Raw genomic sequence first — 13856 nt, forward strand, 5'->3', positions numbered from 1 at the left:
GCACGCATCGCGGCTCACAGCCAGTGCTGAGAAGGATCCGGAGTAGCATCTCGACATGACGACGGCGAGGACACGGGGCATCAGAGCGCTCGTGATCGTCGCCGTTCTGGCGCTGGGATGCGCGGTGGCGGCCGCTCTGATCGATGGCATCGTTACTGTGCACAGCGGCGCGACGCTCGCTCCCGAACGTTCCGAACGCGACGCGTCGATGGCGTGGGCGGCACGCGTTCTGCTGATTCCCACGGCGGCGTGGCTCCTCATCGGCATCCTCGCCACGCGCACCGCTCTCGTGCGACGCCCCGGCGCCGCAGCGGCGCGCTCCACGTGGCTGGCTGCCACGCGGCCGTGGCGTGCGCGCGAGTCGCTGCTGGGCCTGCTGCCCTTCGACCGCGCCCTCATGCTCATCGTGCCGGGCGGTCTGCTGATCGCCACCCGTGCCGTCGAGGCCGCGTTCCTGCCGGCTTCACCCGCTCTGATCCTGACGCTCTCGTGGATCCTCTTCGCCGCGGTCGCTGCGGTGCTGGTCCTGCCCCGTTCGCCGTGGGCGGTGATCGCCGCGATCGGTGGCGTGGTGGTCTTCCAGTGCGCAGTGGACCTCGTCGTCATGTCGGTCGCCGGGCCCGGGGCGGCCTGGGTGGCGGCGTGGGCGTCGTTCCCGCTGCGCGTCGCGGTGTTCACGGTCGGCTTCGGTCTCGTCGGCTGGATGCTCGTGGCCGTCGGGGGAGCTGCGGCCCAGCAGCACGGCACGCGTCGCGCCACCGGTGTGGTGCTGGCGGCAGCCGGAGCCGCGGTGCTGTCGTTCGCCGTGCTCACGCTCGCGTTCGCACCGGAACGATTCGGCGCCCCGTGGGAGGACAGCATCGTCGAACTGCACGCACCGGCATTGCTCGTCTGGGTGCCCGCCATCGTGGGCATCGCGCTGCTGGCCACGGGCCTCGTGCTCCGGCGTGCGCCGGTGCGAGACGAAATCGTCGTCTGATCAGGCCGTCGGCCCCCGCTCTGCATCGCGGATGGTTCGACCCATCCGCCATACGCTGGGAACGCACAGCGTCAGCACGGCGATCACCGCGTAGATGATGCCTGAGGCGGTGATCACCGTGGCGGGGTCTCCGGCGGTGAGCAACCAGCCGAAGAGCATCGTGCCCAGTGGCATCGCGAGGTAGCTGCCCAGCATGTCGTAGCTCGACACCCGGGAGAGCACCTCGCCGGGAACGTTCTCCATCATCGCCACGCTCCACCCCGTGCTGAAGACTTCCAATCCGGCTCCGGCGACGAAGGCGGCGACCATCAGGGGGATGACGGCCGGATGGATGCCGAGCAGCAGCATCGGAAGAGCCACGGCCACCATGCCGATCATGCCGAAGCGCAACGGTCGCGACAGCGGCAGCCACATCAGCACCAGCGTGGTCACGAGTGTTCCGGCGCCGAGGGCTCCCAGGACCCACCCCCACCCCTGGACGCCGAGGAGCGGGTCGTTCTTGGCGATGAACGGACCACCCACCGACCATGCACCGATCTCGAGTGCGTTCAGCAGCCCGAACGCCACGACGATCACCCAGAGCCACGTGCGGCTGCGGAATTCGCCCCACCCGACACGCAGGTCCGTGAAGAGATTCGTGCTCGAGCGCGCGGGCGAAGGCAGCCGCACCATCGCGAGCAGCGGGATAGCGGCCACGAGGCCGATGCCCTCGATCACGAACGCCCACGCGGGGCTGGACAGGGCCACCACCAGACCCGCGATCACGGGCCCGCCGATGGTCACCAGAGAGCGCACGAACGACAGCATGGCGTTCGCCTGTTGCAGGGCGTCATGCGGCACGAGCTGCGGGATGATGCCCTGCATGGAGGGCATGATGAACGCACTGGTGGCCCCGGCGATGACCGCGGTCGCAGCGAGGGACACGACACTGGCGGTGCCCGTGAAGAGCATCGCGGCGGTGACGCCGACGGTGAGGGCATTGACCACGTAGCAGGTCTGGATGACCAGCGCGCGCGGCAGCCGATCGGCCACGACGCCGCCCAGCAGGAGGAACACCACGGTGCTGGCGGTGAGGGAGGTCATCACGATGGACAGTGCGAGCGGGCGTTGTCGACGGACAGCACGGCGAACGCGAAAGCCACCGACGACATCGCCGCCGTGATCATCTGCAGGGCCCGTGCCAGGAAGAACCAGCGGAAGGCGGGGGCGCGCATCGCGGTCAGAGGCATCGCACCAGGTTAGCGACGGCATCGGACGTCGGATGCGGAGCCGGTGACCGCCGCACCGATGTCCGAGCCCCCGCCTAGACTTGTCAGGTCATGACCGAACAGCAGCCCGTTGTCCTCGGCCGGGATTCCGGCCACGCAGATCCGCTCCTCGATGGGCTGAACCCGCCGCAGCGCGCTGCCGTGGAGTACCGCGGTCCCGCGCTGCTGATCATCGCCGGCGCCGGTTCCGGAAAGACCCGCGTGCTCACGCACCGGGTGGCGCACCTCCTGCGCACCCGAGACGCCTATCCCAGCCAGATCCTCGCCATCACCTTCACGAACAAGGCCGCTGCCGAGATGCGCGAGCGGGTGACGGCGCTCCTCGGGGATGCTGCCCGCGGCATGTGGATCTCCACCTTCCACTCGGCGTGCGTGCGCATCCTGCGTCGCGAGGCGTCGCAGTTCGGCTTCACCTCGTCGTTCACCATCTACGACTCGGGTGACTCCCGTGCGCTGATCAAGCGCCTGGTGAAGGAGCATGAGGCGGACGCGTTCGGTCACACGCCCGCGTCCGTTCAGTCGCGCATCTCCAAGCTCAAGAACGAGCTGCAGGATGCGGAGTCCTACGCCCGCGATGCGAACATGAACGACCCCGCGGAGCGGGTCTTCGTCGAGGTGTTCACCGACTATCAGCGCTCGCTGCAGAAGGCCAACGCGTTCGACTTCGATGACCTCATCGGACAGACGGTGTACCTGTTCCGCGCCTTCCCGCACATCGCCGATCAGTACCGTCGCCGCTTCCGGCACATCCTGGTCGACGAGTACCAGGACACCAACCACGCGCAGTACTCGCTGATCCGCGAGCTGACGAAACCCGTGGGCGCCCCCGAGCCGTTCTCCTCCGGCGGGATGATGATCTTCGAGGCGCCCGGTGAGTCCGCGGACACGGCGCCGTCCTCGCTCACGGTCGTGGGCGACTCGGACCAGTCGATCTACGCGTTCCGTGGCGCGGACATCCGCAACATCACGGAGTTCGAGCGCGACTACCCGGGAGCGAAGGTGATGCTCCTGGAGCAGAACTACCGCTCCACCCAGACCATCCTCTCCGCGGCCAACGCGGTGATCAGCAACAACTTCGACCGGCGCGACAAGAAGCTCTGGACCGATGTCGGCGCGGGGGAGCAGATCCTCGGCTTCACCGGGTACTCACAGCACGACGAAGCGCAGTTCGTCGCCGACGAGATCGAACGGCTCCGCCGCGACGGCATGCCGTACGGCGAGATGGCGGTGTTCTACCGGACGAACTCGCAGTCGCGAGCGCTGGAGGAGATCTTCATCCGCTCTGCAGTGCCCTACAAAATCATGGGCGGCACCAAGTTCTACGAGCGGGCTGAGATCAAGGACGCCCTGGCCTACCTCATCGCTGTCGCGAACCCGGCGGACGAGATGGCGCTGCGCCGCATCCTGAACCGGCCCCGCCGCGGAATCGGCGACGTCACGGAGACGACCATCGCCCGTTTCGCCGCAGAGCACGGAATCACCTTCCGTGACGCGCTCGCGAACGCCGCCCAGCTCGGCGTCGGACCGAAGATCCAGTCCGCCATCGCGCACCTCGACGCCGTGCTGCTCGAGGCCTCGGAGATCCTCATGCCCGCCGACGGTGAGGTGCCGCCGCCCACATCCGTGGCCGAGGGTCTCACCCTGCTGCTGGAGAAGTCCGGCTACTTCGACATGCTGCGCCTCAGCAAGGACCCGCAGGACGAGGCGCGACTGGAGAACCTGGACGAGTTCGTCGCCGTTGCACGCGAGTTCGCGCGCAACAACCCGGACGGCGCGATCAGCGACTTCCTGGCCGACGTGGCGCTGGTCTCGGATGCGGATGACCTCGACGACGAGTCCGGGATGGTCTCCCTGATGACGCTGCACACCGCGAAGGGGCTGGAGTACGACGCGGTCTTCCTCACCGGCGTGGAGGAAGATCTCATCCCGCACCGCATCTCCGCGGGCGAGCCGGGCGGACCGCAGGAGGAGCGCCGGCTGTTCTACGTCGGCATCACGCGGGCGCGCAAGCGGCTGTTCATCAGCCTGGCGATGACGCGCGCGCAGTTCGGCGAGGTCACCGTGGCGATGCCCAGTCGCTTCCTCCAGGAGATTCCCACGGAGCTCTTGCACTGGCGCCAGTCGCCGGGCGACGTCAATTCGCGAGGCGGCACGCAGTCGCGCGCTCTGAACGCACGACGCGGGCCGAACGGGTTCGGTCCGAAGCCGCTCGGTCGCAGCGAGAGTGCGGGCTTCGGACCGAAGTCCACGAGCCTGGACAGGTTCACCAACCGTGTGACCGCTCGGGTCCGAGACAACGGCGACCTGGAGCTGGCGGCAGGCGATCGCATCCGCCACGACGATTTCGGCGAGGGGCGTGTGGACGCGGTCACGGGAGAGGGTGCCAAGCGCATCGCCCACGTCCGCTTCGATGTGGCCGGAGCGAAGAAGCTGCTGATCAAGATCGCCCCGATCGAGAAGCTCTGACGCAGCATGACGAAGATTGAGTGTGCATCGTGCACACTCAATCTTCGTCATGATCAGGGATAAATCCCACTGTTAGCGCTATCCTCGAACGGGGGAAGGCGTCGGGGGATGGTCAGCAACACAGCAGTGCACGCATCGGGGGATTCGTGCGCTCTGCTGTCGTACCCGTGCAACCGGCCCTCTTCCTCGGTCGCTCCCGATCCGGCCCTCGGTATCGTCCGCGTCAGCGGGCGGAGTGCGGGAGCGGTGCCGCGGTGTCGGACCTTCGTGATCGCACGGGCAGGGGTGCCTCGTCATCGATCATCGAGCCGAGTCCGGCCGTAGCCGAGACCCCTGGTGCCTCATGGTGCCGGGGGTCTCGCCTCCCCCGCCGTGGCTCGATGACGCCGGCGGACGCCCGCCGCGTGCGGGGCCGTTAGGCTGGGCGCATGGCTCTCTTCTCGCGCCGAAAGAACACCCCGTCCACGCCCGACGCCTCCGTCGCGCCTGAGGAATCGGCGGTGCCTGCGCAAGCGGAGGCAGCGGCGGAGGCTGTGCCGGCTCCGGAAGAGCCGGTTCCGCACGTCAACATCAGTGTCTCCTCTTTCGGGGGCCTCGGCGCGGGCGCTCCGCAGCCGAAGCCCACCGCACAGGCCGCCCAGCCGGGCGCCGTGCCGGTGGTCGCACCCGGCCACAACGCTGACGGCACGGTGGCACTGCCGTTCGCGGCAGACGAGCCGCCCACGGATCTGGAGACCGTGCCCGGTCTCCGTGACAACGCCGTGCTGCGGGACGCTCTCGCCCGTCTCGGCGAGACGCCGACCGGTGCCGAGCTGCTGGGCGTCTTCCGCCAGGCCCTGCAAGGGCACCTGTTCCTCCGCGTGAAGGGTGACGCTCGTCAGCAGGTGGAAGCAGGCGAGGACCTGCAGCTCGGTGTGATCCGCAACGGCGATGAGAACTACATGCTCGCCTTCAGCTCCGGCCGTGCGCTGCAGCAGGCCGTCGAGGCCGACGGCGACACGGGGACCAGCGCCATCGGTCAGCCCGCTGCGCTCGTGCTGCGCCACGTGCTCGCCAACGATTTCGCGGGCCTCGTCATCGACAACTTCTCGGGCACCGCTCGCGCCGTGATCCCGCGTGATCTCATCGAGCGCGTGATGGGCGAATGCGACCCCACCTTCTCGGTGAAGTCCCTGATCGCGGGCGAGCGCACCGAGGACACCCCTGCCGCGGTCGTCGAGGCGCTGCGGGAGGGCCGGGTCTGGGTCGCGGTCGGCCGTGCCGGGGACAACGAGGACGGCACACCGCGCTTCGGTGTCGCCGAGGCGCACACCTCCGACGGCAGGCGGCTGCTGCAGCTGTTCACTCACCCTCTCGAGGTGGTCGCGCTCGGTCGCGGAGAACAGGCGGCCCCCTTCGCGTCCGACGCACTCATCAAGGCGCTCGCAGACAACTCCGGTGTGTCGGGCGTGATCCTCGACCCCGCCGGACCCAATCTGCGTCTCACCCGTGAGCACCTCGCACCGCTGCTGACCCCCGCCTCCTGACGCACGGGGCGCACTGGTCTCAGAACAGGTTGATGCGTCGCCCGGAATGAGCAGTTCGTGAGACCGGCGGTGTCAGTGCTCTCACAAACTGGGATCGTGCGGCCGAGGATTCGCAGAATCTGAGACCGCAGGGTGTGTGGCGTCGCGACGTCTTGCGCCCATCCGGGGGCATCCCGGGGTCTACCTCGGCCCCTCGGGTCGTCGGCGCGAGGTGTTTCGCGCGGGGAGGGCGCCGCGTAGGGTGCCGGTATGGCCTCAGAGCGCATCACGCTGACCGTTCCCGGACCCGAGGGCGACCGGGAGGTGTCGCTGTCGAGCCCGAACCGCGAGGTGTTCCCCGCGGCCGGGATCACGAAACACGAGCTGGCGGAGTACGTCATCGCGGTCTCGGGCCCGTTCCTCGCCGCGAACGGGGACCGTCCGGTGTCGCTGGAGCGGTTTCCCGGCGCGATCGATGGAGAGAGCTTCTTCTCGAAGAACCCGCCGAAGGGCACTCCCGACTTCGTGAGAGCTGTCTCCGTCCGCTACAACTCGGGACGGGTGCACCCGCAGCTGGTGCTCACCGAACCCGCCGCGATCGTGTGGGCGGTTCAGATGAACACCGTGGTTTTCCACCCGTGGGCCTCGCTCGCGGGGAACACCGACAACCCCGTCGAACTGCGCATCGATCTCGATCCGCAGCCGGGGACGACCTTCGCCGATGCGGTACATGCCGCGCACGGCATGCGATCGGTACTGGCGGAGGCGGGGCTGGAATCCTGGATCAAGACCAGCGGAAATCGCGGCATCCACCTGTTCTGCCCGATCGAGCCGACGCACGAGTTCCTCGACGTCCGCCACGCGGTGATCGCGGCCGGCCGCGAACTCGAGCGCCGGATGCCGGACCGCGTGACGACCGCGTGGTGGAAGGAGGAGCGCGGCGAGCGCATCTTCATCGACTTCAACCAGGCCAATCGCGACCGGACGATGGCCGGCGCTTACAGCCCGCGCGCCCTGCCGACGGCCACGGTGTCGACGCCGGTCACCTGGGACGAACTCGACGATGTCGATCCCGCCGCGTTCACGGTGCGCACCGTTCCGGCCCGGCTGGCGGAGGGTGGTGATCCGTGGGCGCGGTTCGATGAGAACCCCGGCCGGATCGACACCCTGCTGCAGTGGTGGCAGCGCGACGTGGAGGCCGGTCTCGGCGAGATGCCGTTCCCGCCTGAGTTCCCGAAGATGCCGGGAGAGCCGCCGCGTGTGCAGCCCTCCCGCGCCCGCAAACAGGACTGAGTCCCGCGCCCGCACACAGGACTGAGCTTCCCGCTGCCGTGCGGCTCGCGCGGGCTGTGGGAAACGTTGACGGGGCCGCGCCGATACCGCTAGCGTCGCGCCATGACGTCGCAACCCGATGCGACCGGTGGCTCCGCCGGTCCCAGGCGCTCGCACAATGGCGTGGTTCCCGGCCCGCCGACCGGCAAGGGCCTCGCGATCGCGAAACTCGGGCTGTGGGGCTCCACCGTCATCGGTCTCGCATCGACCGCCCCGGTGTACTCCCTCGTCGCCACCCTGGGCTTCGTGGTGGCTGCCGTCGGCGCGCAGGCGCCGATCGCCTTCATCATCGCGTTCGTGCCGATGCTGTTCATCGCCTTCGCCTACCGCGAGCTGAACAACCGTGTGCCCGACTGCGGTACCACCTTCACCTGGGCCACCAAGGCGTTCGGACCGATTCTCGGCTGGATGGGCGGCTGGGGCGTGGCGATCGCGGGGATCATCGTGCTGGCCAACCTGTCGCAGGTGGCGGGCACCTATCTCTGGCTGCTGATCGGGGACGGCTCGCTCGCGGACAACCCCTGGGTGGTCACGGCGACCGGCGTCGTGTTCATCGCTGCCATGACCTACGTGAGCTATCGCGGCGTCGAACTCGGCGAGCGCATCCAGAACATCCTCCTGATCATCCAGTACGTCGCCCTGGCGCTGTTCGTGGTCGCGGCGATCTGGAAGATCTCCACCGGGCAGGCGGAGACCGGGGCGACGCCGGAGCTCTCCTGGTTCAATCCCTTCGCGTTCGAGTCATACTCGGGCTTCATCGAGGCCGTGCTGCTGTGCCTGTTCATCTACTGGGGCTGGGACACCTGCCTCGCGCTGAACGAGGAGACGAAGGATCCGAAGCGGATCCCGGGTCGTGCCGCCGTGCTCACCTGCATCGTGCTGGTCGGCACCTACGTCGCCGTGACCGTCGCCGCCATGGCTTATGCGGGCCTCGGAGACAGCGGCGTCGGCCTGGGCAATCCCGACAACCAGGACGACATCTTCCTCGTACTGCGCGATCCGCTGCTCGGCCCGCTCGGTTTCGTGCTGGTGATCGCGGTGCTGGTGTCGGCGGTGTCTTCGACGCAGACCACCATCCTGCCGACCGCGCGCGGAACCCTGGCCATGGCGGTGTACAAGGCGCTGCCGCACGCATTCGAGAACGTCCACCCGAAGTTCAAGACGCCGTCGTTCTCCACCCTGATGATGGGCATCGCCGCCACGGTGTACTACGTGGGCATGACCCTGATCAGCGACAACATCCTGCAGGATTCGATCCTCTCGCTGGGCCTGGCGATCGCGTTCTACTACGCGATCACGGGCTTCGCCTGTGTCTGGTTCTTCCGCCGGGAGCTGACTCGCTCTGCGCGCGATCTGTGGTTCAAGGGGATCTTCCCGCTGCTGGGGGCGCTGATGCTCACGTACGCCTTCGTGCAGTCGCTCATCGACATGTGGGACGTGGACTACGGCTACACGACGCTGCTCGGAGTGGGCGGCGCGTTCGTGATCGGCGTCGGCTCCCTCCTGCTGGGCGTGGTGCTGATGGTGGTGTGGTCGCGCTTCGGCGAGGCTCGGCCGTTCTTCCGCGGCGAGGCGCTGAACGAGGACACCGAGGTGCTGGTGCCGGAGGACGAATACGGACTGGAACGCTCGGTCGACGGCGGTCTCACCTCGGGTGGGGCCTGGTAGGACGAACAACGCACGTTCGCGTGCGAGAGGGGACGACACATGCGCATTCTGATCCTGGGGGCCGGCGGTGTCGGCTCCGCCGCCGCACGCATCGCGAAGCGACGGGACTTCTACGAGGCGATCGTGATCGCCGACTACGACCCCGCACGGCCCGCACAACTCGTGGCCGAGCTGGGCGACGAACGATTCAGCGCTGCGCGCGTCGATGCGTCGGACGAGGGCTCGGTGGCTGATCTCATCCGCGAGCACGGTGTCACGCACGTGCTGAACGCCGTGGATCCGAGATTCGTGATGCCCATCTTCCGCGGTGCGTTCGCCGCGGGTGCCACGTATCTCGACATGGCGATGAGCTTGTCCCACCCCCATCCGGAGCAGCCGTTCCGCCTGCCCGGGGTGAAGCTCGGCGACGAGCAGTTCGCCCTCGCCGCGGAGTGGGAAGCGGCAGGTCGCCTCGCACTCGTGGGGATCGGCGTCGAGCCCGGTCTGGCTGACGTGTTCGCACGCTACGCGGAGGACGAGCTGTTCCAGAGCATCGACGAGATCGGGGTGCGGGACGGGGCCAACCTCACCGTGGACGGGTACGACTTCGCGCCATCGTTCTCCATCTGGACCACGATCGAGGAGTGCCTGAACCCGCCCGTGGTCTACGAGGACGGCCGCTGGTACACCACCGAGCCGTTCAGCGATCCGGAGGTGTTCGACTTTCCCGAGGGCATCGGACCGGTCGAATGCGTCAACGTGGAGCATGAGGAGGTCCTGCTCATGCCGCGGTGGACCCGAGCGCGCAAGGTCACCTTCAAGTACGGCCTGGGCTCGGAGTTCATCGAGGTGCTCCGCACACTGCACAAGCTGGGTCTGGACCGCACGGAGCGGGTGACGGTGCCCGGCGGTGAGGTCTCGCCGCGCGACGTGGTGGCAGCGAGCCTGCCCGATCCCGCCACCCTGGGGGACCGGATGCGCGGCAAGACCTGTGCCGGAATCCACGTGACCGGCATCGGGCGTGACGGACACCCCCGCTCCACCTACCTCTACCACGTGGTCGACAACGCCGACTCGATGGCGAGGGACGGGTCGCAGGCTGTCGTCTGGCAGACGGCGGTCAATCCCGTCGTGGCACTGGAGCTGCTGGCCACGGGAGTGTGGAGCGGCACCGGTGTGCTGGGCCCCGAGGCCTTCCCAGCCGCACCCTTCCTCGAGCTGCTGGCTGACCCCGACGCCTATGACTCGCCGTGGGGCATGGTCGAGATGTGAGGACTAGTCCTCCAGCACCTCATCCAGATCGAAACGGGGTACCTGCTCCAGTTGCTCGTAGGTGCATGAGCGGGGGTCGCGGTCCGGACGCCAGCGCTCGAACTGGACGGTGTGCCGGAAGCGCAGCCCCTCCAACTGGTCGTAGCGGACTTCGAGCACGCGCTCGGGACGCAGCGGCACGAAGCTGACATCCTTGCTGCCGCTGAACCGGCTCCGTTCCCCTTCGGCGCGCACCAGCTGGCCCTCCGCGTCGCGCTCTACGAGCGGCTCGAGCTCCTCCACGAGCTCCTGTCGTCGTGCGTTCGTGAACGCGGAGACGCCGCCGACCTGACGCAGCAGTCCGTCCCCGTCATACAGGCCCACAAGGATCGATCCCACTCCCGAGCCCGACGAATGGACCCGGTATCCGAGGGCGACGACATCCGCGGTGCGCGCATGCTTGATCTTGAGCATCGCGCGCTTACCCGGCTGATAGCCGTCGGCGAGAGGCTTGGCCACCACACCGTCCAGTCCCGCGCCCTCGAACCTGCTGAGCCAGTCCGCCGCAACGGCAGGGTCGGTGCTCGCGCGGGTCACGTGGAGTGGATCCGGGGCATCGGCCAGCAGCGCGAGCAGTCGCTCCCTGCGCTCGCGGAAGGGGAGGGCTGTGAGATCCTCATCACCGTCACGGAGCAGATCGAACGCCACGATCATCGCCGGTGTCTGCTCGGACAGCAGGGCCACACGCGAAGCGGCGGGATGAATGCGCTGCGACAGGGCCTCCCAGTCCAGCCGGCGGGATCCGGCGGACCCGGTGGCCACGACGATCTCACCGTCGATGACGGCGGGCCGGGGCAGCAGCCGGGGCAGCGCCGCGACGAGCTCGGGGAAATACCGGGTGAGAGGCTTCGCTCCCCGAGAGCCCAGCTCGACCTCGGCGCCGTCCCAGGCGGCGAGCACACGGAACCCGTCCCACTTCGGCTCGAACAGGAGACCGCCGGGGTGACGGGCCGGATCGGGGATGGCGCTCACGGCCTTGGCGAGCATGGGAGCAGGGAGATCGAAGAGCATGCCCTCATGCTCGCGTGCGACCGTCGTCCTGTCGAGCCCCGTCCCTCATCCCGGATCAGTGAGGGTCGTGCGCCACGGCGTGATGGTATCGACGTGGATGGCGGCATCGAAGGCCGTCCGGGGAGTGGAGAGGATCTCCCCATCGCCGTTCATCGTTGAGCGGGTGGCGTCGATGAGCCGCACGATGGGGTCGTCGCCACATCGATCTCGCCAGCTGAGGAGGCCGAATGCGATGGCGGGAGAAGCGAGCAATGCGTCGAGGCTGCCGGGTGCTGCCGCATCCAGCCACTGTGTAAACGGCACCGAGTGCCCGGGGCGGCTGTCCGGCGCCGGGCGATGCAACCACACCTCCCCGCTCCCGAAGGTGGTCGCGATCGATACGTAGTCATCGCCGAGGGAAGCAGCGAGGTGTGTGCCCATCGTCGGGAAGGGCTCAGTCACCAGCGGCGGGGCGAGCATCGGCGAACGCTGAATGTGACCGTTCGCTGCGACCACCAGCACCCGCTCGCCTCGTTCGAGAAGCGCGTGCACCGTACGCGCCATGAGGGCGTCTCGTGCGCTGGATGGCGTGATTCCTCCCGCACGACGCTCGATCATCGCGGTGAGGAAGCCCACCCCGAACCGCGCGCTGTCAGCCAGCCGGCGCAGCGTCCATGCGATGTCGCCGCCGGCATCCGCGGCATACTGCGGCCAGAGCGCATCGATCCGGGTGGTCAGCCGTGCAATTGCGGCGGTGAGGGCGTCGCGATCGGCTGCGGGGAGATCGAGGTAGGCGTGCAATGCTGGGGCTGCCCAGGCTATGCCGCCGTCGTTGGGAGGCAGATAGCCGAAAAGCGGCAGGATCTCGCGGCGCACCACCTCTGCGTACCCGGGATCGACGGTGTCGAGAAGCCGCGCAGCCTCGTCCAGGGGCCGTGGTCCGCCTGCCCCGGATGCGCTGACGTCCAGCCCGAAGAAGCGGACCCGGCCGTCGGCTCGCAGATCCTCGAGCAGGCTGACCGACTCCGAGCAGGAACCGAAATGGTAGGTCATGCCGACGCGGGCGACCTCTGCGGCATCTCCCTGGTCTCCCGAAATCCAGCGCTGGACGCCCAGCCCCTCCGCGAAGCCCGATTCGATCGCGAGCGCGGTGAAGCCGTGACGTTCGACGAGGTATCGGAGCAGCCGGTGCCTCACGGCGAGGAATTCGTGAACGCGATGCATGCTCTCACCCAGCGCGACGACCCTGGCCTCTCCGATCACCTGGTCCAGCGGCTCCAGATCGGCGTAGTCGTCATCATCCGCGGGTTCGACGGTGCGGAGCCGGTGCAGCGCACCACCGACGATCTGCCGGATCTCGTCCATGATCCGAGGCTATCCATCACCGGGGGCGCACACGTGCGGCGTTCGCTGTCAGCGACCGGGGAGAATGGGGTGATGGCGATGTGTCTCTGTGGGTCCGGTGCTGAGGCGAGCTCGTGCTGTTCGCGTTTCCTGGACGGCGACGCTGTGCCCGCCTCGCCGGAGCAGCTGATGAGATCGCGATACACGGCCTTCGCGCGCGGCGATGCCCGGTACCTGATGAGCACGTGGCACCCCGGCACCGCGCCGGCGGAGCTCTCCCTGGACGACGCCACGCAGTGGCTCGGACTCGAGATCCTCGATGCGCCGCCGGTTGCGGACGACGCCAAGCGCGGCGTGGTGGAGTTCGTGGCGCGCTACCGCGAGTCCTCGGGCACACGGGGCCGCATCCATGAGCGCAGCCGCTTCGTGCGGCAGAGCGGTCGCTGGTGGTATCTCGACGGCGTCCATTCCTGAACCGACCGATACCATCGAGACGTGTTCACTCCGCCTCCCGCCCCCGTCGTGATCCGCGGCGGATTCTGGGGACCGCTCAGCTCCTATGCCCTGCTCTGGGCCGGGGGACTGGTGATCGTGTGGGGAGTCTCACGCAGCAATCCCCTCGCCTCTATCGTGGTCGTGGTGGCGATGCTCGCCGTCTTCGGCGTGATGTCGCTGATCGCGTCGGGAACCACGATCGCGCTGGATGACCGGGAGGTGGTGCTGACCCGACGTTTTCGGCCGACGTGGCGGTCACCGCTCACCGACTTCACGCACGTGGTGGAGAACATTCCGTCGCGACCGCGGATGCCGGCCCTTGCGGGCTGGAGCTTTCGCACCCGGTCCGGGAGCACCGCGGCGGTGGAACTCAGCTGGTTCTCGCCCGCAGACCGGCGCGCGCTGCATCGCCTGTTCGGCGATGTGATCGTGAACGCGGACGCAGGCCTGCGGCGGCGCTGAGCCGCTGCACGCGGTACACGGCTGCGAGATCGGAATCCGGTTAGTCTGTCCGAAGTC

Annotated in this window: 12 protein-coding genes; 8 read left to right on the forward strand and 4 right to left on the reverse strand. The window is 68.3% G+C overall.

Going from position 1 to position 13856, the window contains the following annotated elements; translation table 11 throughout:
* The first annotated feature begins 55 nt into the window (after positions 1-55).
* A complete protein-coding gene (locus tag ACIQJ5_RS02945) occupies positions 56-979 on the forward strand; it encodes a hypothetical protein (protein WP_231090523.1) in 924 nt (307 codons plus the stop codon).
* Here the strand turns inward: ACIQJ5_RS02945 and ACIQJ5_RS02950 are convergent, their stop codons facing one another.
* Together ACIQJ5_RS02950 and ACIQJ5_RS02955 are read right to left on the reverse strand one after the other, a co-directional pair.
* A complete protein-coding gene (locus tag ACIQJ5_RS02950) occupies positions 980-2062 on the reverse strand; it encodes an MFS transporter (RefSeq protein ID WP_402840721.1) in 1083 nt (360 codons plus the stop codon). It abuts the gene before it with no gap.
* On the reverse strand, positions 2062-2208 hold the full coding sequence (locus ACIQJ5_RS02955; protein ID WP_402840724.1) for a hypothetical protein: 147 nt from the start codon (positions 2206-2208) through the stop codon (positions 2062-2064). Before ACIQJ5_RS02955 ends, ACIQJ5_RS02950 begins: the two co-directional genes overlap by 1 nt.
* Before the next feature lie 90 nt (positions 2209-2298).
* On the opposite strand from ACIQJ5_RS02955, the gene ACIQJ5_RS02960 reads away from it, so the two are divergent.
* The 5 genes from ACIQJ5_RS02960 to ACIQJ5_RS02980 all read left to right on the forward strand — a co-directional run bounded on the left by ACIQJ5_RS02960 (position 2299) and on the right by ACIQJ5_RS02980 (position 10469).
* Complete coding sequence (locus tag ACIQJ5_RS02960; protein WP_402840727.1) at positions 2299-4713, forward strand: ATP-dependent helicase; 2415 nt, start codon at positions 2299-2301, stop codon at positions 4711-4713.
* Between the two features lie 428 nt (positions 4714-5141).
* Positions 5142-6239: an SseB family protein gene (locus ACIQJ5_RS02965; protein ID WP_231090520.1), complete on the forward strand. Its 1098-nt coding sequence runs from the start codon at positions 5142-5144 to the stop codon at positions 6237-6239.
* Between the two features lie 249 nt (positions 6240-6488).
* On the forward strand, positions 6489-7511 hold the full coding sequence (ligD, locus tag ACIQJ5_RS02970) for a non-homologous end-joining DNA ligase (RefSeq protein WP_402840731.1): 1023 nt from the start codon (positions 6489-6491) through the stop codon (positions 7509-7511).
* Between the two features lie 102 nt (positions 7512-7613).
* Positions 7614-9218 (forward strand): APC family permease, encoded by a 1605-nt coding sequence (locus ACIQJ5_RS02975; RefSeq protein WP_402840733.1) that lies wholly within the window; start codon positions 7614-7616, stop codon positions 9216-9218.
* Positions 9219-9257: 39 nt separating this feature from the next.
* Positions 9258-10469 carry a saccharopine dehydrogenase family protein gene (locus tag ACIQJ5_RS02980; RefSeq protein ID WP_231090517.1) on the forward strand — a complete coding sequence of 404 codons (1212 nt, stop codon included), beginning with the start codon at positions 9258-9260 and terminating at the stop codon, positions 10467-10469.
* Positions 10470-10472: 3 nt separating this feature from the next.
* Here the strand turns inward: ACIQJ5_RS02980 and ACIQJ5_RS02985 are convergent, their stop codons facing one another.
* Both ACIQJ5_RS02985 and ACIQJ5_RS02990 read right to left on the reverse strand, forming a co-directional pair.
* Positions 10473-11519 carry an ATP-dependent DNA ligase gene (locus tag ACIQJ5_RS02985; RefSeq protein ID WP_402840736.1) on the reverse strand — a complete coding sequence of 349 codons (1047 nt, stop codon included), beginning with the start codon at positions 11517-11519 and terminating at the stop codon, positions 10473-10475.
* A gap of 45 nt (positions 11520-11564) precedes the next feature.
* Positions 11565-12863 (reverse strand): erythromycin esterase family protein, encoded by a 1299-nt coding sequence (locus ACIQJ5_RS02990; protein WP_402840738.1) that lies wholly within the window; start codon positions 12861-12863, stop codon positions 11565-11567.
* Between the two features lie 78 nt (positions 12864-12941).
* Here ACIQJ5_RS02990 and ACIQJ5_RS02995 point away from each other — a divergent pair, with 78 nt between their 5' ends.
* The gene (locus ACIQJ5_RS02995) at positions 12942-13316 is read left to right on the forward strand and encodes a YchJ family protein (protein WP_402842022.1); all 375 of its coding nucleotides are present in this window, start codon (positions 12942-12944) and stop codon (positions 13314-13316) included.
* Between the two features lie 21 nt (positions 13317-13337).
* Positions 13338-13799: a hypothetical protein gene (locus tag ACIQJ5_RS03000; RefSeq protein WP_402840740.1), complete on the forward strand. Its 462-nt coding sequence runs from the start codon at positions 13338-13340 to the stop codon at positions 13797-13799.
* Positions 13800-13856 lie beyond the last annotated feature (57 nt).

This window comes from Microbacterium sp. GXS0129 (genome assembly GCF_044769785.1).
Classification (GTDB): Bacteria; Actinomycetota; Actinomycetes; order Actinomycetales; family Microbacteriaceae; genus Microbacterium; species Microbacterium nymphoidis.

Excerpts from the sequence above, each read along its gene's own strand:
- ACIQJ5_RS02990 (WP_402840738.1), bottom strand. The coding sequence starts at position 12,863 with ATGGACGAGATCCGGCAGATCGTCGGTGGTGCGCTGCACCGGCTCCGC.
- ACIQJ5_RS02945 (WP_231090523.1), top strand. The coding sequence starts at position 56 with ATGACGACGGCGAGGACACGGGGCATCAGAGCGCTCGTGATCGTCGCC.
- ACIQJ5_RS02965 (WP_231090520.1), top strand. The coding sequence starts at position 5,142 with ATGGCTCTCTTCTCGCGCCGAAAGAACACCCCGTCCACGCCCGACGCC.
- ACIQJ5_RS02960 (WP_402840727.1), top strand. The coding sequence starts at position 2,299 with ATGACCGAACAGCAGCCCGTTGTCCTCGGCCGGGATTCCGGCCACGCA.
- ligD (WP_402840731.1), top strand. The coding sequence starts at position 6,489 with ATGGCCTCAGAGCGCATCACGCTGACCGTTCCCGGACCCGAGGGCGAC.
- ACIQJ5_RS02955 (WP_402840724.1), bottom strand. The coding sequence starts at position 2,208 with ATGCCTCTGACCGCGATGCGCGCCCCCGCCTTCCGCTGGTTCTTCCTG.
- ACIQJ5_RS02985 (WP_402840736.1), bottom strand. The coding sequence starts at position 11,519 with ATGCTCTTCGATCTCCCTGCTCCCATGCTCGCCAAGGCCGTGAGCGCC.
- ACIQJ5_RS02950 (WP_402840721.1), bottom strand. The coding sequence starts at position 2,062 with ATGACCTCCCTCACCGCCAGCACCGTGGTGTTCCTCCTGCTGGGCGGC.
- ACIQJ5_RS02995 (WP_402842022.1), top strand. The coding sequence starts at position 12,942 with ATGTGTCTCTGTGGGTCCGGTGCTGAGGCGAGCTCGTGCTGTTCGCGT.
- ACIQJ5_RS02975 (WP_402840733.1), top strand. The coding sequence starts at position 7,614 with ATGACGTCGCAACCCGATGCGACCGGTGGCTCCGCCGGTCCCAGGCGC.
- ACIQJ5_RS02980 (WP_231090517.1), top strand. The coding sequence starts at position 9,258 with ATGCGCATTCTGATCCTGGGGGCCGGCGGTGTCGGCTCCGCCGCCGCA.